This is a genomic window from Psychrobacter piscatorii, from assembly GCF_043641605.1.
Lineage (GTDB): Bacteria > Pseudomonadota > Gammaproteobacteria > Pseudomonadales > Moraxellaceae > Psychrobacter > Psychrobacter piscatorii_C.
In genome coordinates, this window is record NZ_JBHZRK010000022.1 from 1 (window position 1) to 22,786 (window position 22,786).

The 22,786-nt window shown below is 42.8% G+C and carries 22 protein-coding genes; 6 read left to right on the plus strand and 16 right to left on the minus strand.

Annotated features, from left to right (window positions below; translation table 11 throughout):
• Positions 1-111 precede the first annotated feature (111 nt).
• Positions 112-1,482, minus strand: a complete 1,371-nt coding sequence (gene ftsY, locus ACHUET_RS14265; RefSeq protein ID WP_394213743.1) for a signal recognition particle-docking protein FtsY — start codon at positions 1,480-1,482, stop codon at positions 112-114.
• A 293-nt stretch (positions 1,483-1,775) separates the two neighbouring features.
• On the opposite strand from ftsY, the gene ACHUET_RS14270 reads away from it, so the two are divergent.
• From ACHUET_RS14270 to ACHUET_RS14280, 3 genes are all read left to right on the plus strand, one after another.
• A complete protein-coding gene (locus ACHUET_RS14270) occupies positions 1,776-1,928 on the plus strand; it encodes a hypothetical protein (protein WP_201598668.1) in 153 nt (50 codons plus the stop codon).
• Positions 1,929-1,992: 64 nt separating this feature from the next.
• Positions 1,993-3,507 (plus strand): M16 family metallopeptidase, encoded by a 1,515-nt coding sequence (locus ACHUET_RS14275; protein ID WP_394213744.1) that lies wholly within the window; start codon positions 1,993-1,995, stop codon positions 3,505-3,507.
• A 68-nt stretch (positions 3,508-3,575) separates the two neighbouring features.
• Entirely contained in the window at positions 3,576-5,150 is a 1,575-nt protein-coding gene (locus ACHUET_RS14280) for a M16 family metallopeptidase (RefSeq protein ID WP_394213745.1), read from the plus strand.
• A gap of 132 nt (positions 5,151-5,282) precedes the next feature.
• On the opposite strand, the gene ACHUET_RS14285 is transcribed toward ACHUET_RS14280, so the two are convergent.
• On the minus strand, positions 5,283-5,711 hold the full coding sequence (locus tag ACHUET_RS14285; RefSeq protein ID WP_394213746.1) for a hypothetical protein: 429 nt from the start codon (positions 5,709-5,711) through the stop codon (positions 5,283-5,285).
• A 441-nt stretch (positions 5,712-6,152) separates the two neighbouring features.
• Positions 6,153-7,055, minus strand: coding sequence for a D-Ala-D-Ala carboxypeptidase family metallohydrolase (locus ACHUET_RS14290; RefSeq protein ID WP_394213747.1), 903 nt, complete (start codon positions 7,053-7,055; stop codon positions 6,153-6,155).
• 348 nt (positions 7,056-7,403) lie between these two features.
• Here ACHUET_RS14290 and rodA point away from each other — a divergent pair, with 348 nt between their 5' ends.
• Positions 7,404-8,546: a rod shape-determining protein RodA gene (gene rodA, locus ACHUET_RS14295; protein ID WP_394213748.1), complete on the plus strand. Its 1,143-nt coding sequence runs from the start codon at positions 7,404-7,406 to the stop codon at positions 8,544-8,546.
• 910 nt (positions 8,547-9,456) lie between these two features.
• Entirely contained in the window at positions 9,457-10,071 is a 615-nt protein-coding gene (locus tag ACHUET_RS14300; RefSeq protein ID WP_058024065.1) for a septal ring lytic transglycosylase RlpA family protein, read from the plus strand.
• Positions 10,072-10,168: 97 nt separating this feature from the next.
• Here the strand turns inward: ACHUET_RS14300 and radA are convergent, their stop codons facing one another.
• From radA to ACHUET_RS14355, 11 genes are all read right to left on the minus strand, one after another.
• Positions 10,169-11,605, minus strand: coding sequence for a DNA repair protein RadA (radA, locus tag ACHUET_RS14305; RefSeq protein WP_394213749.1), 1,437 nt, complete (start codon positions 11,603-11,605; stop codon positions 10,169-10,171).
• A 267-nt stretch (positions 11,606-11,872) separates the two neighbouring features.
• Entirely contained in the window at positions 11,873-12,583 is a 711-nt protein-coding gene (gene lptB / locus ACHUET_RS14310) for an LPS export ABC transporter ATP-binding protein (RefSeq protein ID WP_394213765.1), read from the minus strand.
• 135 nt (positions 12,584-12,718) lie between these two features.
• Positions 12,719-13,201 (minus strand): lipopolysaccharide transport periplasmic protein LptA, encoded by a 483-nt coding sequence (gene lptA / locus ACHUET_RS14315; protein ID WP_227511569.1) that lies wholly within the window; start codon positions 13,199-13,201, stop codon positions 12,719-12,721.
• Positions 13,202-13,354: 153 nt separating this feature from the next.
• Positions 13,355-13,939: an LPS export ABC transporter periplasmic protein LptC gene (lptC, locus tag ACHUET_RS14320; RefSeq protein WP_058024069.1), complete on the minus strand. Its 585-nt coding sequence runs from the start codon at positions 13,937-13,939 to the stop codon at positions 13,355-13,357.
• The gene (locus tag ACHUET_RS14325) at positions 13,936-14,502 is read right to left on the minus strand and encodes a KdsC family phosphatase (protein ID WP_394213750.1); all 567 of its coding nucleotides are present in this window, start codon (positions 14,500-14,502) and stop codon (positions 13,936-13,938) included. The genes lptC and ACHUET_RS14325 overlap by 4 nt, the downstream gene beginning before the upstream one ends.
• Before the next feature lie 76 nt (positions 14,503-14,578).
• The gene (locus ACHUET_RS14330; protein ID WP_394213751.1) at positions 14,579-15,571 is read right to left on the minus strand and encodes a KpsF/GutQ family sugar-phosphate isomerase; all 993 of its coding nucleotides are present in this window, start codon (positions 15,569-15,571) and stop codon (positions 14,579-14,581) included.
• Between the two features lie 220 nt (positions 15,572-15,791).
• Positions 15,792-16,322: an RNA chaperone Hfq gene (gene hfq, locus ACHUET_RS14335; RefSeq protein WP_075107425.1), complete on the minus strand. Its 531-nt coding sequence runs from the start codon at positions 16,320-16,322 to the stop codon at positions 15,792-15,794.
• Positions 16,323-16,740: 418 nt separating this feature from the next.
• Positions 16,741-17,904 (minus strand): tRNA (adenosine(37)-N6)-dimethylallyltransferase MiaA, encoded by a 1,164-nt coding sequence (gene miaA, locus ACHUET_RS14340; RefSeq protein WP_394213752.1) that lies wholly within the window; start codon positions 17,902-17,904, stop codon positions 16,741-16,743.
• A gap of 52 nt (positions 17,905-17,956) precedes the next feature.
• On the minus strand, positions 17,957-19,693 hold the full coding sequence (mutL, locus tag ACHUET_RS14345; protein ID WP_394213753.1) for a DNA mismatch repair endonuclease MutL: 1,737 nt from the start codon (positions 19,691-19,693) through the stop codon (positions 17,957-17,959).
• A 41-nt stretch (positions 19,694-19,734) separates the two neighbouring features.
• The gene (tsaE, locus tag ACHUET_RS14350; protein ID WP_394213754.1) at positions 19,735-20,265 is read right to left on the minus strand and encodes a tRNA (adenosine(37)-N6)-threonylcarbamoyltransferase complex ATPase subunit type 1 TsaE; all 531 of its coding nucleotides are present in this window, start codon (positions 20,263-20,265) and stop codon (positions 19,735-19,737) included.
• Positions 20,258-20,860 (minus strand): 6-pyruvoyl trahydropterin synthase family protein, encoded by a 603-nt coding sequence (locus tag ACHUET_RS14355; protein WP_186474390.1) that lies wholly within the window; start codon positions 20,858-20,860, stop codon positions 20,258-20,260. The genes tsaE and ACHUET_RS14355 overlap by 8 nt, the downstream gene beginning before the upstream one ends.
• A 362-nt stretch (positions 20,861-21,222) precedes the next feature.
• On the opposite strand from ACHUET_RS14355, the gene ACHUET_RS14360 reads away from it, so the two are divergent.
• On the plus strand, positions 21,223-21,345 hold the full coding sequence (locus ACHUET_RS14360; RefSeq protein WP_394213755.1) for a hypothetical protein: 123 nt from the start codon (positions 21,223-21,225) through the stop codon (positions 21,343-21,345).
• A gap of 75 nt (positions 21,346-21,420) precedes the next feature.
• Here the strand turns inward: ACHUET_RS14360 and ACHUET_RS14365 are convergent, their stop codons facing one another.
• On the minus strand, positions 21,421-21,753 hold the full coding sequence (locus ACHUET_RS14365; protein ID WP_394213756.1) for a YnfA family protein: 333 nt from the start codon (positions 21,751-21,753) through the stop codon (positions 21,421-21,423).
• A gap of 6 nt (positions 21,754-21,759) precedes the next feature.
• Complete coding sequence (locus ACHUET_RS14370) at positions 21,760-22,572, minus strand: PhzF family phenazine biosynthesis protein (RefSeq protein ID WP_394213757.1); 813 nt, start codon at positions 22,570-22,572, stop codon at positions 21,760-21,762.
• Positions 22,573-22,786: the final 214 nt, after the last annotated feature.

Here is a 22,786-nt window from a genome sequence, read left to right on the forward strand (position 1 = left end):
AAGTATTCGATCTGGTGTTCTTTTATGTCAATTATGGCTACGTCTGATGCCAGCATACTTTTTAGAACACCACCTATCTTAAAAATGATTTACCAAATAAAACTGGCTATTTTATTCTTTGTCATCTGTTTCGAACAAAGCGGCGACAAACTGCTTCGGACTAAAGGCACGCAAGTCATCAATCGACTCACCCACACCAATATAGCGAATAGGCACATCTGTCGTTTCGGCAATGTTAAACACTACGCCACCTTTAGCAGTACCGTCTAACTTCGTAATGGTGATACCTGTCAGCGGTACAATCTTGTTAAATAGCTCAACTTGGTTGATGGCATTTTGACCCGTGCCAGCATCGAGTACGATCATGCCTTCATGCGGAGCGCTTGGATCGGCTTTACGCATCACGCGTACGACTTTTTCTAGCTCTGCCATCAAATGTGTCTTGTTTTGCAGACGGCCAGCAGTATCGGCGATGAGTACGTCGATGTTTTTTGCTTTAGCGGATTGCATCGCATCAAAAATCACCGAAGCACTATCAGAGCCATGACCTTGTGCTACCACTGGGATATGATTGCGCTCGCCCCAAATTTGTAGCTGCTCGGTGGCCGCCGCGCGGAACGTATCGCCTGCCGCTAGCATGACTGATTTACCTTCGCCTTGTAAGCGCTTGGCAAGCTTACCGATGGTTGTGGTTTTGCCCACCCCATTGACGCCCACAACTAAGATAACAAATGGTTTTTTGCTAGTATCAATCACCAGCGGCTCAACTTTTGGCGTTAAGATATCGACCAGCTCACTTTGCAAAGCTTTATATAACGAGTGTGCATAAATCAAGTCGCCACGAGCAGTCTGCTCGGTCAGGCTCTTGATGATACGGTTGGTCGCGTTAACGCCGATATCAGCAACCAGTAACTGATCTTCAACCTCTTCTAACAGCTCGTCATCGATCTCTTTACCACCGATAAGAATACTGACCATGCCTTCGGCCAAGTTTTTACGTGACTTACTCAGCCCCGTCTTCATACGGTTAAACCAGCTGCCTTTTTTCTTATTTTCTTGTGACTCTTCAGCAATTTCTTGCGGCGTAGTCGCTTGTACATTACTGCTAGCGACTGGACTCACGCTTGGTGTATCGCCTAATTGCTCTTGTAGTGGCATGGCAGGAATGGTTGTCGCAGTGTTAGGTTTGCTCGTAGTGCCTGTTTCTTTAGCGCTTGAAAAGCTCTCAGAGGTACCTTTAGGGACGTTATGCTCTTCTGTCATAACAATTGGTGTGGCTAAAGCAATATTTTCTGCTGCCTCATTGTTTGAGACGTCTCTTTTTGCCGTATTATCTTTTTGTGGCGCAGCACTCTCTGTTTCATCAATAATGGGTACAGATTGCGCCGGTAAACTGGGTAAGGTAATATCATCGTCATCTAAGTCATCAAGACCATCATCAAGGTTGATGACCACACGGTTGCTATTGTTTGGGTTATTCATAAGTTTGCCCTAAAAGTTATCGCTATTAATTATTTGTTTATTGTAAATGGATTTTTAGATTGTCATAAGCTTGCCAGCGACATGACCATGGATTTTAGCCTATTTTAGCATAATTCAAGTCGCGCTCAGCCCTTACCATAGCAGACTGTCGTCAAAAATTATCTACCTAAAAAATAACATAATGATTTGAGAAAGTTTTGCTTAAGGTTTGGACACAAAATTCTGACTTGTTCCTTGTCAGACTTCGCCTACTCTACCAAGACTCATTCAAAAATCCTTATTAGGAAACGGCCATGTCATCACTCTCTAAACACTATAAAAGCATTGCCAATATCAGTGTAGCGATTTTGCTAACGACAACTGTATTATCTGTGGCAGGTTGCAATACCACGCAAGAGTTCAGACCGACCGCTAGTGTCATGGTTGGCGCACAGACATCACTGTGATGCATTGTATTGCTATGATTACGTCCATCACTCCAGTCATTATTCTATATAAGTAGACCATACCATGCCATTGTCTTTACCACTACCTATTACGCCATTACGCATTGCATGTGCTTTAGCGATGGCGACATCACTTGCTGCTTGCCAAACCAGTACGATGACCTCTAATTCTGTAGCGACCTCTACAAGCTCAATTGCTACAAAAGACTTGTCTCACAGTACTGTAAATAAAAACACGTTGGATAAAAATACAACGAGTAAAGAATCGCCATCCTCTGCATTAGCAATGGACATGTCGGGTCGGCATGAGTATCAGTTAGAAAATGGCCTAAAAGTGGTCATAAAAGAAGACCACCGTGCACCCGTCGCCATGACACAGATTTGGTATCGGGTGGGCTCGGCAGATGAGCCTCTGGATAAAGGCGGCATCTCTCACTTACTTGAGCATATGATGTTTAAAGGTACTGCCGATGTATCGAGTGATGATTATGAGCGATTGATTGCCAAGTTTGGCGGGGTTAACAATGCCTTTACCAGCTATGACTATACGGGCTACTACGAGCTATTTCCTGCTAACCGTATGCCATTGGCGTTAGAGCTTGAAGCAGATCGAATGAAAAACCTCACCTTCAATGACAAAGAGTTTGCCAAAGAGCATCAAGTCGTCATGGAAGAGCGACGTCAGCGTACTGATGACAATCCCCTTGCCAAAGCTTACGAATCCTTTCGTTTGCTAGCATTGCCTAACAGTCCAAAAGGAGAATCTGTCATTGGGCCTATGAATGAGCTAGAATCCATCAAGCTCTCGGATCTAAAAGACTGGTACAAGACATGGTATGCACCCAACAATGCTACTTTGGTCATCGTCGGCGACGTGAAACCACAAGAAGTACTCACTCAAGTCAAACGCTATTTTGGTAAGCTGGCGCCAAGCAACGTACCCAAACGTAACGCTGTCACTCAAAAAGGCTTTCGTGGTTATCAAAAAGTAGACTCTGAGCAAGCAGTGCAAGTGCCTGTTTTGCTAATGGGTTACAACGTACCTAGCTTAGTAACAGCAGGCGCAAACAATGAAAAACAGGCTTACGCCCTCTCGCTTGCTCAAGACGTACTCGATGGCGGTCTATCTGCACGCTTAGAGAGTCGACTGATACGTGAGCAAGGTCTACTGACCACGGTTGGTACTTCTTATGATTTGTTAGATCGCGGCGATGGGCTATTTATGATTCAAGCGACACCACGTGAAGGTGTCAGTTTAGAACAAGCGCAACAGGCCATAATATCAGAGATAGAAAAACTCAAAACCGATCCCATTGCCGCTGATGAAATCAGTCGCGCCAAGACCAATGCCGTCACTGGCCTAGTGTATGCACAAGATAGCATGGAAGGACAAGCACGTATGATCGGCTCACTACAGTCTATCGGGCTAGATGACAGATTACTTGCTAAGTTACCAACCAAGCTAGATGGTATCAGTGTCGCTGACATTCAGGCTGCCAGTAAGAAGTATTTGGTTAAGGACAACTTGACGGTGATGCATATTGTGCCCCCAAAAGAGAACACTACCAAAGCAAAATAAATACTGCCTGCTATCAGAACGTCTCATAAAAGCGACGATACCACCGTATTCTTAATAAGAAGAACATCATGATTCAGAATAAATATGACTCTCAAGCAAGACAAAAATCTTTGAGTAATGCTTTGCCCTCTACATCATCTAGTCTCTCATTAAAAAAGCTATCATGCCTTAGTACCAGCGTAGTTTTTGCGTTGAGTATATTGGCTAATACTGCTCAGGCAGACACCACAGGCGCTGAAGATTACCGAGCCCCTACTGCTGTTGATGCAAGTGCGCCTATTGCAGCCTTATCTAAACTTACCAGTATTGATGATGCCAAATCTTTAAAAGTCACAGTACCAACGATTCAAGAGTTTAAGACCAAAGCTGGCGTTCCTGTCATGTTCGTTCAGACCACAGCCTTACCGATCGTCGATGTGGATTTACGTTTTAACGCTGGTAGTGCCCGTGATGGCAGTATCAACAAGGACGGTTTTGGCATCGCCAACATGACCGCAACGATGCTTGAGCAGGGCTCCAAAAGCTTAGATGAAGATGCGTTCACGCGTGCTGTTGAAACGCTAGGCATCAATCTGGGCAGTAGTGCCTATAAGGATATGTTTATTGTTTCGCTACGTAGCTTATCAGACGATAAACACCTTCTGCCAGCTGTTGATTTGATGACGCAAATGGTAAGTGAGCCTACGTTTAATGACGAGGTATTGGCACGTAATAAGTCACGATTACTCGTTGGCTTACAGCAGCAAAAACAAGACCCTGGCAGTCTTGCCAGTATTGCCTTTGATAAGGCTTTATATGGTAGTCATCCTTACGCTCATCCCTCAGTCGGTACGCTAGAGAGCGTGCCAACTATCGAGAAGCAACAGCTGATAGACTTTAAAAATCGATATTTAGTAGCGGCAAATGCCTCTATCGCCATGACAGGCAATCTGACCTTGGTACAAGCGAAAAAATTGGCTGAGGATATCACGACGAAACTGCCTGCCGGTCAAGCGGCTGCTGATTTACCTGAGCCTAAACCTCTCACTAAAGCGCAGCACATTCATATTCCCTTCCCAAGTACCCAAACCACCGTATTGATGGGGCAATTGGGTAGTAAACGTGCAACCAATCCAACAGCCCAGCAGCAGCAAACCAATTTTGCGGTTGGTAATGAGGTAATGGCAGGTGGTGACTTTAATGCCCGTTTGATGACTGAGATTAGACAAAATCTGGGGTACACCTACGGTATTTCAGGCTCAATGAATCCGATGCTAGCCCGCGGGCCTTATCAGATTGGTTTTTCAACGCGCAATGACAAAGCACGTGCGGCAATCGATGCAAGCTTAGAGGTTATCGATGACACGTTAGAAAAAGGAGTCACTCAGGATGAGATACGCCTGACCAAAGACAATCTCAAAAATAGCTTCCCGATGGGTTTTGCAAGTAACGCAGGGATCAATGGGTTGTTAGGAATGATGAATTTCTATCAATTGCCAAACACTTACTTGGCCGATTATGTCAATCGTATTGATCAAGTCACGCTTTCAGGGGTCAATAAAACGCTGCGCGATACCTTAACTCCTGATGACTTTTTAATCGTAACAGTTGGGCAAGACGATCCTTGGAAGAAAACCGAAGCGACGACAAAAGCGACCAAATAAAAAGAGGAAAATCAGTTGGGGTAAATTCACTCAATTAGATAGTGAATAGCGTGAGTGATGAGCAGTTCAGTATGCCCGGCTCATCACTCATGTGCTTATTATCTTGTGACTGACTTGTGATATCAAAAAAGGCTACGAATACTCTTTATCAGAGTTATCAGAAATGGTCATTACGATGTCGTAATTGAGGTTTTGAGGCTTATAGGTGGCACCACTATAGCTCAGTCGAATGACATGCTTGTCATAAGACATGACCTCATAACCACCATTGGCAAAGTTATGTAGCGCGGGAACTATAAGTAATGCTTCGATTTGGCGATTGTTGGTGGCGACTGAAATATGCTGACCCTCTCGAGGATATAGGAAATAGTCACAGTAATCGTTTACCATCACTTCTGCAACACGCTCGATGACCTGACTACCCTGCGCTTCTTCTATCAATTTTGGGCATACATCAGCGCGCTCTGAGGCCAAACGAGCATAAGAGTTTCTAATACCGTCTTCAATATTTTCAGAATTTTGTGCGATGCTATCACGTGTTGGCGCAGCTTTATCTGTCACCAATGAGCTGTTTTCAGAATAGGGCTCAGGACTGCAGGCACTCACCAGTAATATGGAAAATGATGCCGTGCCTATTAACGTAGTGTAAATATATTTTGAGCGAAAAAAACGTTGTTTCCTTTCATTCGATTTACTGCATCTTGCGACTGCTGAATGCTGCTTTGTCATAAATCCCGCTTATAATAACCGTGATCTTCTTCCTTGAAGAGCGATAAGGATATAAAGATAATTGATAAACATGTCATTATTAGAACATGAAATCCTAATTCCAAACAATTTTTTGGTGAACTTGCGCGTCTAGCCAGCTCATCCTATTAATCATTTAGCTTTAAAATTTATAAGCGATATTATACTGTTTCTAGTTTTTTTATTGTCACTAATTTGAAGGCTTATCACTAATTTAAGGGTGCGCTTGCTTATGACGCGTTAACCCTTATCTATCTAATAGCGACAAGAAGAGCTACTACTGGCATGGTTGAAACCCCATTTACGATAACCATCGGTATCGAGATGAATCGCACCTGTGGCATATAAACCCAGGCCGAAGTTGTAAGACTGTCCTTGATATTGCCAAAACTGACACAGGCCATCCTGCATCGTACTAAGCCGCCACAGGTTGTCTTCGTACTCTGGCACCCAAATATCCATGGCACTTGCATTCATATGCTTGCTACTGCCAGCACCGCCAGCACAGTCGTTGAGCCCAGGGCTACGGTATACCGAGCGTATCTCAGTGCTCAAAGGTAAAACTCCTTGGTTTTTTAGTTCGCTATAGAGACGTAGGGTCGGTACAATATTGGCCCATAGCTCTTGCGGTGGCAGCTGATAAGGCTCATAACCGCATTTATCCCAGCTGCGCGCGGTGGTAAGTAGCTGAGACAATGGTGGTACATTTTGTGCACCCACACGTGCACTCAAATAGCGCTGATATTCGGCTACTTGCCTAGCACGGTAACTATTGCTGTTGAGCCATGCATTAAAGTCCATGCTCGTAAGATCGTTATTAGCACTATTATAGGTGTTATTCGTTGTGCTGTAGCTGTTATTACGGTAAGTTGTATTATAAGTCGGTCTTCGTTGATTCACATTGACGCGTTTGTTTTCCTCGATAGACAGACTGGCATCAATTTCAAAATCACGCTGCTTTTGTGCAATCAAGCTTTGCATACTATCGCCATTTGATGCATTTGCCCCACTTAACATAGTGACACCAGGGCGCTGACTAGAGATATTGTTAGAAGGCGATATATAAGCATTGCTAGTGTCGCCACTGCCTTGACGCACTTCGATACGGCGTTCACTATTATCACTGATGATAGCGGCATGAACACTGATGCTACTCATACAAACAACCAGTGCAAGAATAGGCTTCTGGATTTGTCCATAGTTATGATTTTTTGATTTTATCATTGCAGGAATCTACCGCTAAAAACGTTTTATCGATACTATCAAATTTTCAGCAGGCAGGCTAAACTATCGCCTCTAATCTGAGGCAGGATATTCGTAATTAACACTTATCCTTATCACTTTTATAATTCAGTGACTTTATTGCCTAGATGTTAAATATCTGCTTGTTTTTTTGTCCGTGAGCTTCTATTAGAATAGAGACCGTCAAATACTCATCACATATTTTATATGAGACAGCTCAGATAACTTCTCCCTTTTACTTCAACTGCTAGCCAAACTTTGCCTATGTCTTCTAACCCGCAATACCGTTTTTCACGTCAGAGCCATCACTTAGGCCAAAGTCATGTACCGACGATCTGGCAACGCATTCACATCGATCCATGGTTGACCTTACTTTTGTTAACGGTTTGCTGCATTGGCCTGACGATTTTATATAGTGCTGCCAGTCAAGACGTTGGCATGGTCATACGTCAGATGGTGAGTTACGGTGTGGCATTCACCGTGATGTTTGCAATGGCACAAATACCGCCAAGCCTTTACCGTACCTTTACGCCTATATTTTATGTGTTAGGGCTTATATTGTTGGTATTGGTTGATATCATCGGTGAAGTGCGTATGGGTGCTCAGCGTTGGATCAACTTGCCTGGGTTTGGTAGTGTGCAGCCGTCTGAATTTATGAAGCTTGGTATGCCGATGATGTGTGCTTGGTTTTTGTCCAAGCGTGATCTTCCGCCATCACCCTCCAGTATTGCCATTACTCTGGCATTGATTATCGTACCCGTGTTATTGATTGCAAAAGAGCCTGATCTTGGCACTTCGCTTTTAGTCGCTGCTAGTGGCATTTTTGTGCTGTTCTTAGCTGGATTGTCTTGGCGCTTGATTTCTGCCGCTGTGATTTTAGCAATACCTTTCATTGCTTTTGCTTGGAACTTTTTGTTGCATGATTATCAGCGTACGCGCGTCCTAACCCTACTTAATCCTGAAGCCGATGTACAAGGTGCTGGGTGGAATATTATCCAATCAAAGACCGCTATTGGTTCAGGTGGTCTCACTGGCAAAGGGTATTTAGAAGGCACACAGTCGCATCTGCATTTTTTACCAGAAGGTCATACTGACTTTATTATTGCAGCTTTCTCTGAAGAATTTGGTTTACTAGGCGTCATGCTACTGATGTTTATTTACTTTTGCCTTTTGTCGCGTGCCCTATATATCGCTTTCACCCATCCTGACGTTTATAGCAGACTGCTTGCGGGCGCTATTGCCATGTCTTTCTTCGTTTATATATTCGTCAATGTCGGTATGGTTGGCGGTATTTTACCTGTTGTTGGCGTACCCCTACCTTTCATCAGCTATGGTGGTACCGCTATCGTGACTTTGATGGCAGGTTTTGGCTTATTGATGTCAATTCACACTCACAAGTCTGGTTAAAAACACTTAAAATCAATACCTTATGTATAAAATATTAGTAAATTATCATTGAAATATGACAAACACACATCATTTATATCACTCAAAAACGCTGAGCATAAAATAAAGCACTCTCGCATGACTAATGACAAAAAAGTTTAGATTAAATCAAAGTATCAGCGATTTTTCTACTATTAATATTTTGTTACTTTTAATAGATACTACATAATCTCCAGTCATGATCAGCCTATCGAAAGGCTGTCATAAGACATAAATCATTGTTATTTAATTACTTGTATCGTACTGTCATTAATAGTGATTTTTTTAACAAAAATGAATTGTAAATCAGGGCTGAAATATTTTATTCCTTGTTTTTTACAAAAAATTGCGTTAACCTCGTTTTGCTATACTTTGATACATAACCCGTACATAGCCACTAACAAACTTTGCATTTAATTATACTTTGGTTGTAGATTGGTCGTATAGTTAGCATCTTGTAGATTTCAGACTTTCAAATACACTACTTAATTAACGGTTTGATAACAAAGCATCACGCAAAAACGCTTAAACCCTTCATTACTTTAGCAATATCAGAAAGTTTGTATATCGGAAGTTTTATAGATACGACATATAGTGACATTGGTACTTACTCTCTAAGTTAAAAATAAGTACTCAATGAATATCGCTGACTATCATTTAAGCATGTCCTAAGTAACTACGGTCATTACTACCGCTACTTATGATCATAAAATGAAAAATTACCATATATTGAAACCTATAAGAGTCTCGCCCTAAATATTAATCGCTATAAAAACAATAGATTAATATGAAGATTCTAGAGTTTGATTCACTGTTAGATTGGTCTAACGCTGTCATACTCAATCTAAAAAATTTAGAGTTAGGTTTTGGTATATAAGTTATAGAGGTATTTATGAATAAGCGTTTATCTGGTTTACTTACTATGTCGGCAGTTTTATTCGCTGGCTCTGCAGTTGCTACAAACGTAAATGCTGTAGAAGCAAAAACCTCCCTTGCAATGATCTCGCAAGATAACGCCTCCCATATCGATCGTGTACTTGGTGAGCTTAGCCGTCAGCATGATGGTGCATCAAGTTTGGTCAAATCAGCACGTCAGCCCACTTCATTAGCACTTAGTAGTTCACTATTAGCGAGTGATACCACTCAAGTCACCAATGATGAAGATGTACTAGAGCGCCTAACTGCAGTAGCTTCTAACTCTGTTAGTAAATTTAAGCAAACTGGTCTTGCCTCTTGGTACGGTCGTAAGTTTCATGGTCGCAAAACAGCCAGTGGTGAAACCTTTGATATGAATGGTTTGACTGCGGCGCATCGCTCACTACCATTAAACTGCTATGTTAAAGTTACCAATAAAACTAATGGCAAAAGCGTTGTGGTAAAAGTCAACGATCGTGGCCCATTCCATGGCAACCGTGTTATGGACTTATCTTATGGCGCTGCTAAACGTTTAGGTATCACAAACAAAGGTGTTGGTAACGTTTCTATTGAGCGTGTTTCAGGGCCTTAAGTTTAGATAATCCATATAAAGTAAATACTAAAAGCGCCTAACTTATCATGAGTTAGGCGCTTTTTTGATAACATCCTTTATATTTCTCCGAGACTACCTATAGCTCAAACGCACTTTCGATAGCATCGTCAAGACGTTCAACAGCAATTACATTGATTGCTTTAAATTGAGGTGCGTCTTTAGCAGGTGCATTGGCCTTTGGAATAATCGCATGTTTGAACCCATGCTTCATCGCTTCTTTTAAACGCTCCTGACCGTTGGGTACTGGACGGATTTCGCCAGATAAACCGACCTCACCAAACACTGCTAATGACGATGGTAATGGCTTTTCTTTGATGCTTGAGGCGCATGCCAACAAAACTGCCAAATCAGATCCAGTCTCTATGACTTTGACGCCACCAACAACGTTGACATACACGTCTTGCCCACTGGTATGAATGCCACCATGACGATGCATCACTGCTAATAGCATGGACAAACGCTGGAAGTCCAAACCCAATGCCATGCGTCTGGGCTGTCCTTGGGAGTCATCCACCAACGCTTGCACCTCAACCAGTAACGGCCTAGTCCCTTCACGGCTAACCATAACGACAGATCCAGCAACGGGCTTATCATAACGGCTCAAAAATATCGCTGATGGGTTGGCAACTTCTTTGAGCCCCATGTCAGTCATGCCAAAAATACCCAGCTCATTGACCGCACCAAAACGGTTTTTGACTGCACGAATCATTCGAAAACGTGAGTCAGACTGACCTTCAAAATACAATACCGTATCGACCATATGCTCAAGTACACGTGGGCCTGCTAAGGTGCCTTCTTTAGTCACATGGCCCACTAAAAATAGCGCTGTGCCTGTTTGCTTTGCATAGCGTGTTAAAATCGCGGCAGACTCTCTGATTTGACTGACGCCGCCTGGTGCAGAATTGATGGCGTCAGTATAAATAGTCTGGATAGAGTCAATAATAGCAATGGCGGGCTGCTCTTGGGTCAAGGCCGCACAAATAGTTTCTACATTGGTTTCTGCGAGTACGCGAAGTCTATCAGCAGGTAAATCTAAGCGTTTGGCACGCATAGCTACTTGTGCAAGTGACTCTTCGCCAGTCACATAAAGCGCGCTACCTGCCAAAGAATCGGCACGTGCCATATTGGTCGCTGTCTGCAACAATATGGTTGACTTACCAATACCCGGGTCACCACCAATTAGTACGACAGAACCAGCTACCAATCCACCACCCAGCACACGATCAAACTCACTAATGCCTGTTGGCAAGCGTGTGTCTAACGTCACACTGACTGCGTTAAGTGGCATAACTGCGCTGTGAGTGCCAGAGTAGTTACCAGCTGGTGCAGCATTACTACGAGAAGTGGATCGGCTGGCATTAGGCTTGGCGCTACCTTTATTGTGATGCGGCATACTGACATTTGGCGCTTCTACCAAGCTATTCCATTCGCCGCAATCTGTACACTGCCCTGCCCATTTACCAAAATGCGCACCGCAGTGCTGACAGACATAACTGCTTTTATTTTTTGCCATAAATGATGAACCTTATTCAGATGATTAGTCGAGAATAATGAATAGAATATCGTACGCTCTTTGATGAGTGCGAATGTAAGAGCATTTGTCGTGATCAGCCAGTTGTGAGTATCGAAAGCTGTATTTGATAGAAGGGAAAACGCTAAGCGTAGGTTATTCTAAATATAATGAAGAGGTTGACTGCTGGCTTGATAAGTTAGTCGCAATGCTAAAACCAGCAGTTCGTGTAGATAAAAATATGAGTAAAAAATGATTTAGCGCGGCGGGCTATACTTGAAAGTCTTTACCTAAGTAAACAGATTTCACCAGATCATTTTCTAAGACTTCAGATGAAGTACCTTCAGCAATGATAGCCCCTTCTGAAACGATATAAGCCTTTTCACAGATAGCTAACGTATCACGAACATTGTGATCAGTGATTAAGACACCAATACCACGATTTTTCAGTGTCAAAATAACATCCTTGATATCGCCAACAGAAATAGGATCTACACCGGCAAATGGCTCATCCAGTAAGATAAATTTAGGATTCGCTGCTAGCGCACGAGCAATTTCACAGCGACGACGCTCGCCGCCTGACACACTCATTCCCAGTGAGGTACGTACATGTTCTAAATGGAATTCGCCAATCAGTTTTTCAAGCTCTTGCTGCTGCTCAGCTTTACTTAACTCTGTACGAGTCTGCAAAATGGCTAAGATATTGTCTTCGATCGATAATTTACGGAAAATCGACGCTTCTTGCGGCAAATAACCAATACCAGCACGAGCACGCTCATGCATAGCGTATTTAGACAGATCCATTTTTCCTAGAGTGACACGGCCCTTATCCATATTGACCAGTCCCACCACCATGTAAAAACTGGTCGTTTTACCAGCGCCATTCGGGCCTAGCAGCCCAACAACTTGGCCTTGCTCGACAGAAAACGAGACATCTTTGACTACCCAGCGCTTGCCGTAACGTTTACCCAAATTTTGCATAGTCAAGCGAGCGACAGGCGCCGTGTTGCTATTCGATACTGAAGAATCTATATTTTTATTGTCACTCATAGCTTACTCTTGCTTTCACGATATTCGTATACTACCAAAAACCTATTTATGCTTTGGTTGGCTAGGTTAGCGAACGCCACTTTGGTTGGTATTATTGTTTGGTGGAAATACCAACTCTACTCGCTGATTACCACCAGCGGTCGCTTCTACATCACCTGCTTTTAGACTATAACGAATGACATTACCAGCAAAACTTGCCCCATTCTGAACCAGCTTGGCATTTCCTGTTAAGGTGATAATGCCAGATACTGCGTTATAATCAATCTTATTTGCCTGACCTTTTGCTAAGCCTTTTTCTTGCGTCACAACCTGCTGCATAGTGGCTGGACGACCCGTCGCTACCGCTGAATTAATGCTGCGCTGCTGCGAGAGATTGACTGTGATATTGTCCGCAGTCATTTTAAAAGTGCCTTGAGTAATAATGACATTACCTGAGTAACTAGTGACGCCAGTACGCTCACTATAAGTGGCCTTGTCCGCTAGCAGTTTGATTTGCTGATTGGCATCTGATGGCAGTGCATGGCTATACAATGGTAGGGCTAACAACATAAACGTTGGAACAACACGTAGCTTATGTGAGCAGATTGATGCGCATAAAGTAGGCAAAAATTTAGATTTCATATAATAACTCGTTTCATAATTGGTGATAGGATTTGCAAACTTCATGCTAGCTGCTGTTTTAATATCGTAAAAAGCGCTAGTTTAAAATAATGCTTTGTCTTGACGATCAGCGGGCGTAAAAGCGACAGCAACTTGCCCAAACTCATATTCACCCGTTTCCAGATTGGCGGTCATGCTGGATGCTTCAAAACGATTCATCCCTTGTTCAATTTTGACAGGCTCGTCGCTATACACTTGACCAGACTTTGTATTGCCTTTTAGGGTACTACCAGTCACTTTTATTGGCTCAATATCAGACGCCTCTTTATTACCTTCGCTAACCAGTGTAAAACCACCTGATAAGCTCAACTCCCCTGTTTGCTGACTGATGGCTGCACTACCCGCTTGAATACGGTAGCGCTGCTCTGTTGACGGCTCCCAATTCATCGTGATGCCTGACATCTCATCCTGATTGGTTTCAGGGTTATGCGTCAAAGACTCAGCAGTAAGTTCATACTCAGTTTCACCTTGCTCATTTGTCTGAACTGCTTTGATGTCAGTGGCTTCATAATCGACATCTGTCGTCTCGATATTGACTGGTGGCGACACATCCCCTTGCTGCTGGAAAAACCAGCCCGCAATACCGGCAATAATCAACGCTAATATAATGAGAACACGTGTATTCACGACAGTTCATCCTGAGCTTGAGTGTCATCAAGCGTATAATGTGCGATAAAGTCTTGATAATGTCCATGACCCTTTAGAATGAGATCACATACCTCACGTACTGCGCCAGTGCCACCTGCTCGCGTGGTGACCATATCACTACGTTTTATGACTTCCGCGTGTGCATTTGGCACGGTTGCTGCAAACCCTACCGTTTGCATTGCTTTGATATCTGGCAAGTCATCACCCATATAAGCGCAGTCGGCAGCAGTAATATTGAGCACAGGATCAAGAGACGACAATAACTCTTTTAGTGCAATGAGCTTATCATCCCGTCCTTGCACCACATGATTGACACCCATTTCTGTTGCACGTTTATTAACCATAGCACTGCTACGCCCAGTAATAATAGCAGTTAAAATGCCATAACGCGCTAGAGACTTAACACCCACGCCATCCTGTACTGAAAACGCTTTGGTTTCGATACTATTTGCGTCGTAGATAATTTGACCATTAGATAAAATCCCATCGACATCCATGACCAATAGCTTTACTTGTCCGGCTTTTTTTATTAAATCTTGCATTATTTGTCTCTTTTTGACGAATATTTTTCTAACTATTTTATATGAAAAACCAATCGTTCTATCAACTATTAATGAATTACTTTACACCAGCTTGTAATAGATCATGAACAGTAATGACTGCTTCTAAACGATCTTCATTATCAATAATTAGTAATTGACTGATACCATTTTCATTCATGACACTCAAGGCATCCGATGCGCGCATTGTTTTACTGATATGGCGTGGGTTACTGACCATTACCTCATTCATCGGCGTTTGTAGATCGATACCTTGTTCAAGACCACGGCGTAAGTCACCATCTGTGAAGACCCCAACGACTTTATCATTATCGTCAGTCACCACGGTCATCCCTAAGCGTCCAGCAGACATCGTGAACAGTGCTTGCTGTAGCGGTGCTTGCTGGTGAATCAAGGGTAAGTCCTCTGACTTGGTATGCATTAAATCTTCGACACGCGTCAATAGTTGACGACCTAATGCGCCCGCTGGATGCGATAATGCAAAGTCCTCAGAAGTGAAGTTACGTGCATGTACCAAGGCGACCGCTAGAGCATCCCCTAACGCTAAGGTGGCCGTTGTACTCGATGTAGGGGCAAGATTGAGCGGACAAGCCTCTTGTGAATGGCCAAGAGTCAAAACAATATCAGCCGCGCGTGGCAGCATACCGCGTTTATCTCGGCTGATACTGATTAGAGGGATGTGTAAGCGTTTGACCACTGGCAGTAGCATCTTAATCTCATCGGATTCACCAGAGTTCGAGATAGCAAGCAGTACATCACCTTTGACAAGCATGCCCAAATCGCCATGACCTGCCTCACCAGGATGCATAAAAAAAGCAGGCGTACCCGTCGAGGCAAAAGTCGCTGCTATTTTACGTCCAATCAATCCTGATTTACCCATACCCGTTACTACCACTCGACCCTGACAAGCCAAAATAACGTCACATGCTTGTGCAAACCTGTCATCTATCTGCTCTGTCAACAATGCTAATGCAGATATCTCAGTATTAATCGCTTCAATAGCCGTTGTGATAAACTGCTCATGGGTCAAATCAGTTTTAGTATCGCTCATGAATCTGCTCTATTTTTATAATGAATCAACCTAGTATTTTACTATACTCTGTTTCATATTAATAATGGCCTACCATTTATATAATGGAGACAGCCATTATTTTTTACAGTAACTATCTGCTTATTTATATAAAAAAAACCCACTATAGCAGCAGGTCTTAATCGTATAAATCATATCTCTTGATGTATAGTTGGATAATACACTCAATTCGTACAACTAATTAACTATTGGTATCATTCGATCCGTTGTCCGGCTTTTCTTCAAAGCCCGTACCGTCTGTCGGTGCATCAAAACCACGATCCTGTCCAAAGCCGCCGCGCTCAAAACCGCGTTCCTGACCTTGTCCAAAGCTACCACGCTCAAAGCCACGTTCTTGACCTTGACTGAACCCTCCGCGATTAAACCCACTACGGCTAGAGGCAAAACCACGCTCTTCAAAACCGCCCGCAACAGGATTGCTGCCACGCTCAAAGCCACCACCTTGATAGCCAGTTTGCGCTAAGCCTTGAGGTTGAGCGCCAGTACCTGTAGTGGTTGTACTACTACGCGGGTTACGAGCTGGCACTACGGTTGAGATGGCATGTTTATATACCATCTGACTGACTGTATTTTTGAGGAGGACAACATATTGATCGAACGATTCAATTTGGCCTTGCAGCTTAATACCGTTAACCAAAAAAATAGAGACAGGAATGCGATCTTTGCGCAGCGAATTCAAGAATGGATCTTGTAAAGTTTGTCCTTTTGACATGAAATCTCTCCTAAATATTATATAGTTATGTTTTGAGTGCCAATTATTCTAAGTGTCAATTTAATTATAATGGCTAAAAGGTAGATACAATAATGTGTTTTCTTTATAAAACGTATCTAAATAAATATTCATTGCTCTTAAGTGATTCCACTTTATCGTGAATACGTTATTGTTGTAAACAATTAAGTAACTACTTGTTTCATTAATTATTTTTAACTACAAATGTCAACCAATGCTTATTATCGAAGCAGTTGTATTTTTTTCCTACTGCATTTTCAGTGAACTTGAATTATAACAGCTATCTATGCTAATTTTTGAAACTAATTGTGATTACGCTTTCATCTCTAAAAAGAGCTTGCCACAGAAATAATCCACATTGAGTTTGATTCTTACAAAATAAAAAGCAAGAAACATCTCTTTAATACAGATAATTTCTTGCCTGCTCCATCTTCGCAAATGTTTTTAGTACTATGGTGTTATTAGTAGCAGTACTATCAGATCCCATTGACAATGCTGAAGAAGCATTAGGGAGCTGTATTACTTTTCGCAACCATGTGTACTGACGCTTTGCCAGCTGCCTTGTGGCATATAATGCCTTATTTTGCATTTCCTGACAAGCAAGCGCTTCGGTCTCAGCATAGGATACATCTGGCTGAGCATTTGTGTAAACGCCCTCGCCTTGTATCTTATTTATGGCCATTAGGCTTTTAGAGTCTGCGAAGGCTTCATAAAATTGGGCTTTGTCCAAATGGGTTTTATCCAATACTGGATGCTGCGTACGAACGAGATATTCCAATACTTGGCGATAACCCACACAGCGCATCGACGGCATATTAGGGGTCAGCGGGTACTTCTCAAGTAAGCCAACAACCTCTGTCACTAACCCTTCTTGCCACATGATATCAAGGCGCTGTTCGATACGCGCATGTAACCACGGGCGGTCTGGTATCACTGACAATGCATGCCACTGCTGTTCTGGATGATGGGCCAAAGCTTGTTTTGGCTCACGCTGCCAGTCGCTTATGGGCCTATCTGTCTGCAAATAAACCTCAATTGCCCGAGTAATGCGCTGAGTATCCGTCGCATTCAAACGCTGATGGCTAACTGAGTCAACATTGCCAAGATAATCATATAAAGCACTGATACCTTCCTCTTGACGCCATTGTTCTACGCGTGCACGTACGCTGTCATCGCTATCAGGCACTGAAGACAGGCCATCGAGTAGCGCCATGTAGTACATCATAGTGCCGCCTACTAACAGCGGTATCTTTTTGCGCTCATGACACTCATCAATAAGACGTGCTACATCACCAACAAACTCAGCGACGCTATAGCTTTGCATGGGATCAATAATATCAACCAAATGATGCGGATAACGCGTTAACTCATCTGCTGTTGGTTTTGCGGTACCAATATTCATATCGCGGTATATCAGTGCTGAATCCACAGAAATCAGTTCAAAACGGCCTGTATCGTATAATTCATATGCCAATGCTGTTTTTCCGCTAGCAGTTGGTGCCATCAGACACACGACACTATTATCCAACAGATTTTTAGATACGCTATCAGACGAATATTGCATAGAATTGCCTTTCTCAATATGTAGTTGGCTAAAATAGTAGTCAGCTTGATATTTATTCGGATGTAGAAGATAACATTAGTGTGACTAAACGATGACTGTCTAAGATTTTGATCGCATTTCTTGTCAGTATATCAGCGAGATCTGCGACAAAAACTGCTGAGTCTTGTGCAGTCATTTGCGAGCTTACTGTTGTAAGCTGATGATTGATCTCCATAGCACTGTTTGACATTTTATCTTTTTTAAATACCTTATTGCTAAATATAGATGATTCAAACAACTGGCTTACCTTTGACTGCCAGTCTTTAGTACTTATTAATAGACATTGCCCTTGATGATAAAATAAGAGCCAAGGTAGGTTTTTATCAGTTGCGGTTGAATCGATAACAAGAGCCTCTGCATCATTAATAATATCCAAGCAGATTGGTAAGGATGAAACTGTAGGCGCTTCGGATGAACGATACGAAGTATGGCGACTTTGCTGTAACGGCTCATCGACATAAGATGGTGCTGGTTCTTGAGCTAGTGATTTATCTGGAAATGATTTGCTTGAGGCAGATTGATATGATTGTCTAGGTTCTTGTACTTGCCTGCTCTGTCTTGTGTGATCTATAGGCATATCATTGGGCAAATGTGTGTCAGACAAATTATCTACAGAGACGTCTTTTTTTGACACTTCTGGATTATCGGGGCTAGCAACCTTTGGCGTAGCATTGACTATTTTTAGCTGTGAACGAATCGTATGGCTTAAGTGAGCCATGATATTGTTTAGCGGACTGATTTTGATACGCTGCTTTGATGGATGTACATTGACATTGAGCCATTGGGTTGGCAACTCAAAATAAAGCGCATACCCCATACCTGCTAGCTGAGCACTCTGAGCCAGTTGACGCATTTGATTGCTAATCAATGCTTCTTTTACCAGCCTGCCATTCACATAAATTAGCTTTGGCAATGCTATCTGCTCATCAGTCATCGGCCATAACCAGCCCCTGATTGCTGCCTGATTAACCGTGCTATCGCCGTACGCTACAGACGACTGCACAAGACTCGATAGATCTATCGATACTGCTAGCGCATTGTCCGTTAATGGCATACCAGTCGCTTGTTCTAAACGCGGCAACGGTAGACGGTTAGCATCATTATCGTTAACGTTTGTAGCATTTGCAGACAATGATAACCGCTTTTTATTGTCATGAAAAAGTGTCAGGGCGACATCAGCTCGCGCCAGTGCGACTTCACGGACGATGGTCTCGATGTGGCCAAATTCAGTGGCAATAGATTTTAAATTACCCCGGCGGGCAGGCACATTGAAATATAAGTCTTTGACTATGATTGTTGTGCCGCGATTATGAACGACTGGTGTGAGCTTCGGTGTATCATCTAATACTCCAGCCACCTGCAATTGGCGACCAATACCACTATCATCATGACTGCTAGTTAAGCTCAAACGAGACACAGCAGCCATCGCCGCTAACGCTTCACCACGAAAACCCAACGTCGTAATGCCGTGCAAGTTCGCAACATCGGCGACTTTGCTAGTCGCATGACGAGTAATCGCCATCACCATATCATCAGGATGAATACCCACACCGTTATCCACCACTTCAATCATGCCCATACCACCTTGAGTAATACGTATCTCAATATCGGTGGCACCTGCATCAATGGCATTTTCGAGCAGCTCTTTGACGACCGCTGCTGGACGTGTCACGACCTCACCTGCTGCTAGTTGATTAATCAGCAGCGGCGATAGTTTTTTGATACGGGTGTTGTGGTGGTTATCTGGCATTGATAGATGTCATATTTTAAAAGAATGGCAAGTGGTGTGATTTAGATATTAAGTTTTGATAAATCCAGACCTTGCGCTTGGCCTGCTTTTGATACTTTTAAGTGCACTTGGCGTGCTTCATTACCTTTATCATCGTTTTCAACTTGCGTAATATCGATAAACAAAGTTGGCATCGGTAGATAACCATCAGCACGGCTCGCCCATTCAATGATAACTAATGCGTCAGTCTCATCTAGATATTCATCAAATCCTATAAAAGACAGCTCTTCTGGATCTTGGAGACGATATAGGTCTGCATGATAAACAGGCTTAGTCGTGCCATTGTTTTGTTCAATGCTATAAGGCTCAACCAAGGTATACGTTGGGCTTTTTACCGCACCAGTATGACCGAGAGCATGCAACCAGTAACGCGTTAAAGTGGTCTTGCCAGCGCCCAAATCCCCTGCTAACCACACACTACCTGTCAGCGGCAATGCTGCCAGTTGCTTGGCCAGTAACTGTGTATCTTGCTCAGAGTTCAGTATCAAAGTTTGCACAGTGTCACTGTTTTCTATTGATTGATCATTATGCATCAGTCTGAACCTGCATAGTCACCGTTGGGTTGGTGAAGCTTTCACCGCGAATCAGCTTGGCGTATAGCTCAGAGTCCGTCCACTCAGCACGAACTTGTTCACTAAATTCAAAATCCTCTAAAACCAGCTTACCCATTTGCTCGTTTGCCACATCATCGGCGAAACACTGCGCGTAACCCGTCGCGGTCTCATGGGCAATCACTGAATACACACTGACATCCGTCTCACCATTTTGCATTTGCGTCTGTCGCAGTATTTCTTGCGCCCAAAAGAATATCACTCGCGAAAACTGCTCTGCTGATGGTGACACTGGTAGACTGATCCAACGTGCGCTAAACTTCTTACACGCTGCGACATATTCAGGATCATCTTTGTTCCAAAAACAGATAGCATGATCAAAGCTATCGATAATATCTTTGATCGAAGATTTTAGCAGCCCAAAATCATAAACCATTTGTCCATGATCTAAACGGGTGGCTTCTAAAATCAGCTCAATCTGGTAGCTGTGACCATGGATGGAGTGCTTGCAACGCTCAGAGCTACAGTTGCGAACGATATGAGCGTTTTCAAATTTGAACAGTTTACGTATACGCATAATAAGGTGACCAAAACAGTGAGCACGATGGTGCCAAATGTTAATAAATAAGAGTTTGCCGCATTGATTAATCGGTTTATGGCTCATTATAGCAAATCGCCATGTATCCGTAAGTAAGCACTTATGAATACCATGATTGATTGAACGAATCAGTTAGCGCACAACTTGGCTAAAGCAATGATCTCGCTAAAGTAAAGAAGTAAGAGAACTGAATCGTAGGCGAATTGTGTGAGTGCTATCTATTACTAATGCTTAAGCCTATACTCGATTTAGTAAGCGACTATGTTAGTCGTCACCATACTTACCTTAAGTCAGCTCAATTGGCTTAGTGGGTTGTATGCGTTATCTACAAAGGAATTACCATGAGTAAAGGTCAAGACAGTAAAAATAATGTCAAAAAGAAGCCGCTTCTGACAGCAAAAGAAAAGAAAGCGGCGAAACAAGCGAAGAAAGACGACAATGGTAGTATTTTAGGCAAACATTAATATTTTTCGTATCAATATACCGATCTGACCTAATGGTTTGATTGGTATTTTTTTGAGTTGGCCACTCGTTTTTCGTTAGGCACTGCGCGGCGCAAACATAATAATCGCCATTCCTAATAGTGCAACTACTGAGCCCACTATGTCCCACATGGTTGGTCGTATCCCATTAACGGTCCACAACCATAAAATCGCCATACATATATAAACGCCACCATACGCCGCATAGACCCTACCCGCAGCAGTAGGATGTAATGACAGCAGCCAGACAAAAGCCACCAAACTCAGCGCGCCAGGTATCAGCAGCCAGATTGACTTGCCTTCTCGCAGCCATAGATAAGGTAGATAACACCCTGCAATCTCAGCCAATGCGGTAAGCGCAAACAGTCCAACGGTCTTCAGTTCTGTCAAACGTATCTACTCCTCGACGGTGATAAATCCAGTCAGGTATTGTACGGCATTGCCAGAAATAAGCACTCTATCGTCTGCCACGGTACAGTCAAGCACACCGCCGCGACTAGATGCTTGATAAGCGACTAATTCATTTTTAGCTAAACGCTTGGCCCATAAAGGTGCAAGTCCAGTATGAATCGAACCTGTTACTGGGTCTTCATCACCACCATTTGCTGGCCAAAAGTATCTAGAGACAAAATCATAATCATGATACTTTTCTGAGGTTGCCTGACAAGTTACCACTACATCATAAGGCGCTAGCTGCTTCAACTTCTCATTATCACGCGCGACATTCAATACATCAGTTTCAGAGTCATAGATGACAAAATACGCTTGAGTATTGCGATAGACTTCAGCAGACGCAATGGATAGACCTGCTAATAAACTATCAGGAATATCAACAATTTTTTCAGGCATTCTATTGGGAAAATCCATTTGCATTTTGCCAGAATCCGTTTTTGCGACTGTCAAAACACCAACCGCTTTGGCTGAAAAGTTAATCGACTGTACGTTTGGGTTTTTGTTAAAAAGCACAAAGGCAGACGCTAAGGTTGCATGACCACAGAAGTCAATTTCGGTCAATGGTGAAAACCAACGAATATGATAAAAACCTTTGTCATCAACAACGATAAAAGCCGTTTCAGACAAGTTATTTTCAGACGCAATAGACTGCATCAAAGCATCATCTAACCATTCATCTGTCACAATAACCGCAGCGGAATTGCCTTTAAACAAAGTGTCAGTGAAGGCGTCTATAATATTTATTTCTAGTTGCATGGGATGTTCTCATTTTTTTAATTTTTAAAGATTAACCTTGGTCATCATTATCTTCGGAGAAATCAAAATAAGAAATAGTTGACCAAAACTTAATACTTAGATCAATAGGCAATAGTTTCGGTGATGTTGTACTGTAGCTAACCAGTCTTGGCAACGAGCTAATATACCTAGTTCGCTAATTATCTCAAAAAATCTCGCTATTGTTGGGACAACA

Excerpts from the sequence above, each read along its gene's own strand:
- ftsY (WP_394213743.1), bottom strand. The coding sequence starts at position 1,482 with ATGAATAACCCAAACAATAGCAACCGTGTGGTCATCAACCTTGATGAT.
- ACHUET_RS14270 (WP_201598668.1), top strand. The coding sequence starts at position 1,776 with ATGTCATCACTCTCTAAACACTATAAAAGCATTGCCAATATCAGTGTA.
- ACHUET_RS14275 (WP_394213744.1), top strand. The coding sequence starts at position 1,993 with ATGCCATTGTCTTTACCACTACCTATTACGCCATTACGCATTGCATGT.
- ACHUET_RS14280 (WP_394213745.1), top strand. The coding sequence starts at position 3,576 with ATGATTCAGAATAAATATGACTCTCAAGCAAGACAAAAATCTTTGAGT.
- ACHUET_RS14290 (WP_394213747.1), bottom strand. The coding sequence starts at position 7,055 with ATGAGTAGCATCAGTGTTCATGCCGCTATCATCAGTGATAATAGTGAA.
- rodA (WP_394213748.1), top strand. The coding sequence starts at position 7,404 with ATGTCTTCTAACCCGCAATACCGTTTTTCACGTCAGAGCCATCACTTA.
- ACHUET_RS14300 (WP_058024065.1), top strand. The coding sequence starts at position 9,457 with ATGAATAAGCGTTTATCTGGTTTACTTACTATGTCGGCAGTTTTATTC.
- radA (WP_394213749.1), bottom strand. The coding sequence starts at position 11,605 with ATGGCAAAAAATAAAAGCAGTTATGTCTGTCAGCACTGCGGTGCGCAT.
- lptB (WP_394213765.1), bottom strand. The coding sequence starts at position 12,583 with ATGCAAAATTTGGGTAAACGTTACGGCAAGCGCTGGGTAGTCAAAGAT.
- lptA (WP_227511569.1), bottom strand. The coding sequence starts at position 13,201 with ATGTTGTTAGCCCTACCATTGTATAGCCATGCACTGCCATCAGATGCC.
- ACHUET_RS14325 (WP_394213750.1), bottom strand. The coding sequence starts at position 14,502 with ATGCAAGATTTAATAAAAAAAGCCGGACAAGTAAAGCTATTGGTCATG.
- ACHUET_RS14330 (WP_394213751.1), bottom strand. The coding sequence starts at position 15,571 with ATGAGCGATACTAAAACTGATTTGACCCATGAGCAGTTTATCACAACG.
- hfq (WP_075107425.1), bottom strand. The coding sequence starts at position 16,322 with ATGTCAAAAGGACAAACTTTACAAGATCCATTCTTGAATTCGCTGCGC.
- miaA (WP_394213752.1), bottom strand. The coding sequence starts at position 17,904 with ATGCAATATTCGTCTGATAGCGTATCTAAAAATCTGTTGGATAATAGT.
- mutL (WP_394213753.1), bottom strand. The coding sequence starts at position 19,693 with ATGCCAGATAACCACCACAACACCCGTATCAAAAAACTATCGCCGCTG.
- tsaE (WP_394213754.1), bottom strand. The coding sequence starts at position 20,265 with ATGCATAATGATCAATCAATAGAAAACAGTGACACTGTGCAAACTTTG.
- ACHUET_RS14355 (WP_186474390.1), bottom strand. The coding sequence starts at position 20,860 with ATGCGTATACGTAAACTGTTCAAATTTGAAAACGCTCATATCGTTCGC.
- ACHUET_RS14360 (WP_394213755.1), top strand. The coding sequence starts at position 21,223 with ATGAGTAAAGGTCAAGACAGTAAAAATAATGTCAAAAAGAAGCCGCTT.
- ACHUET_RS14370 (WP_394213757.1), bottom strand. The coding sequence starts at position 22,572 with ATGCAACTAGAAATAAATATTATAGACGCCTTCACTGACACTTTGTTT.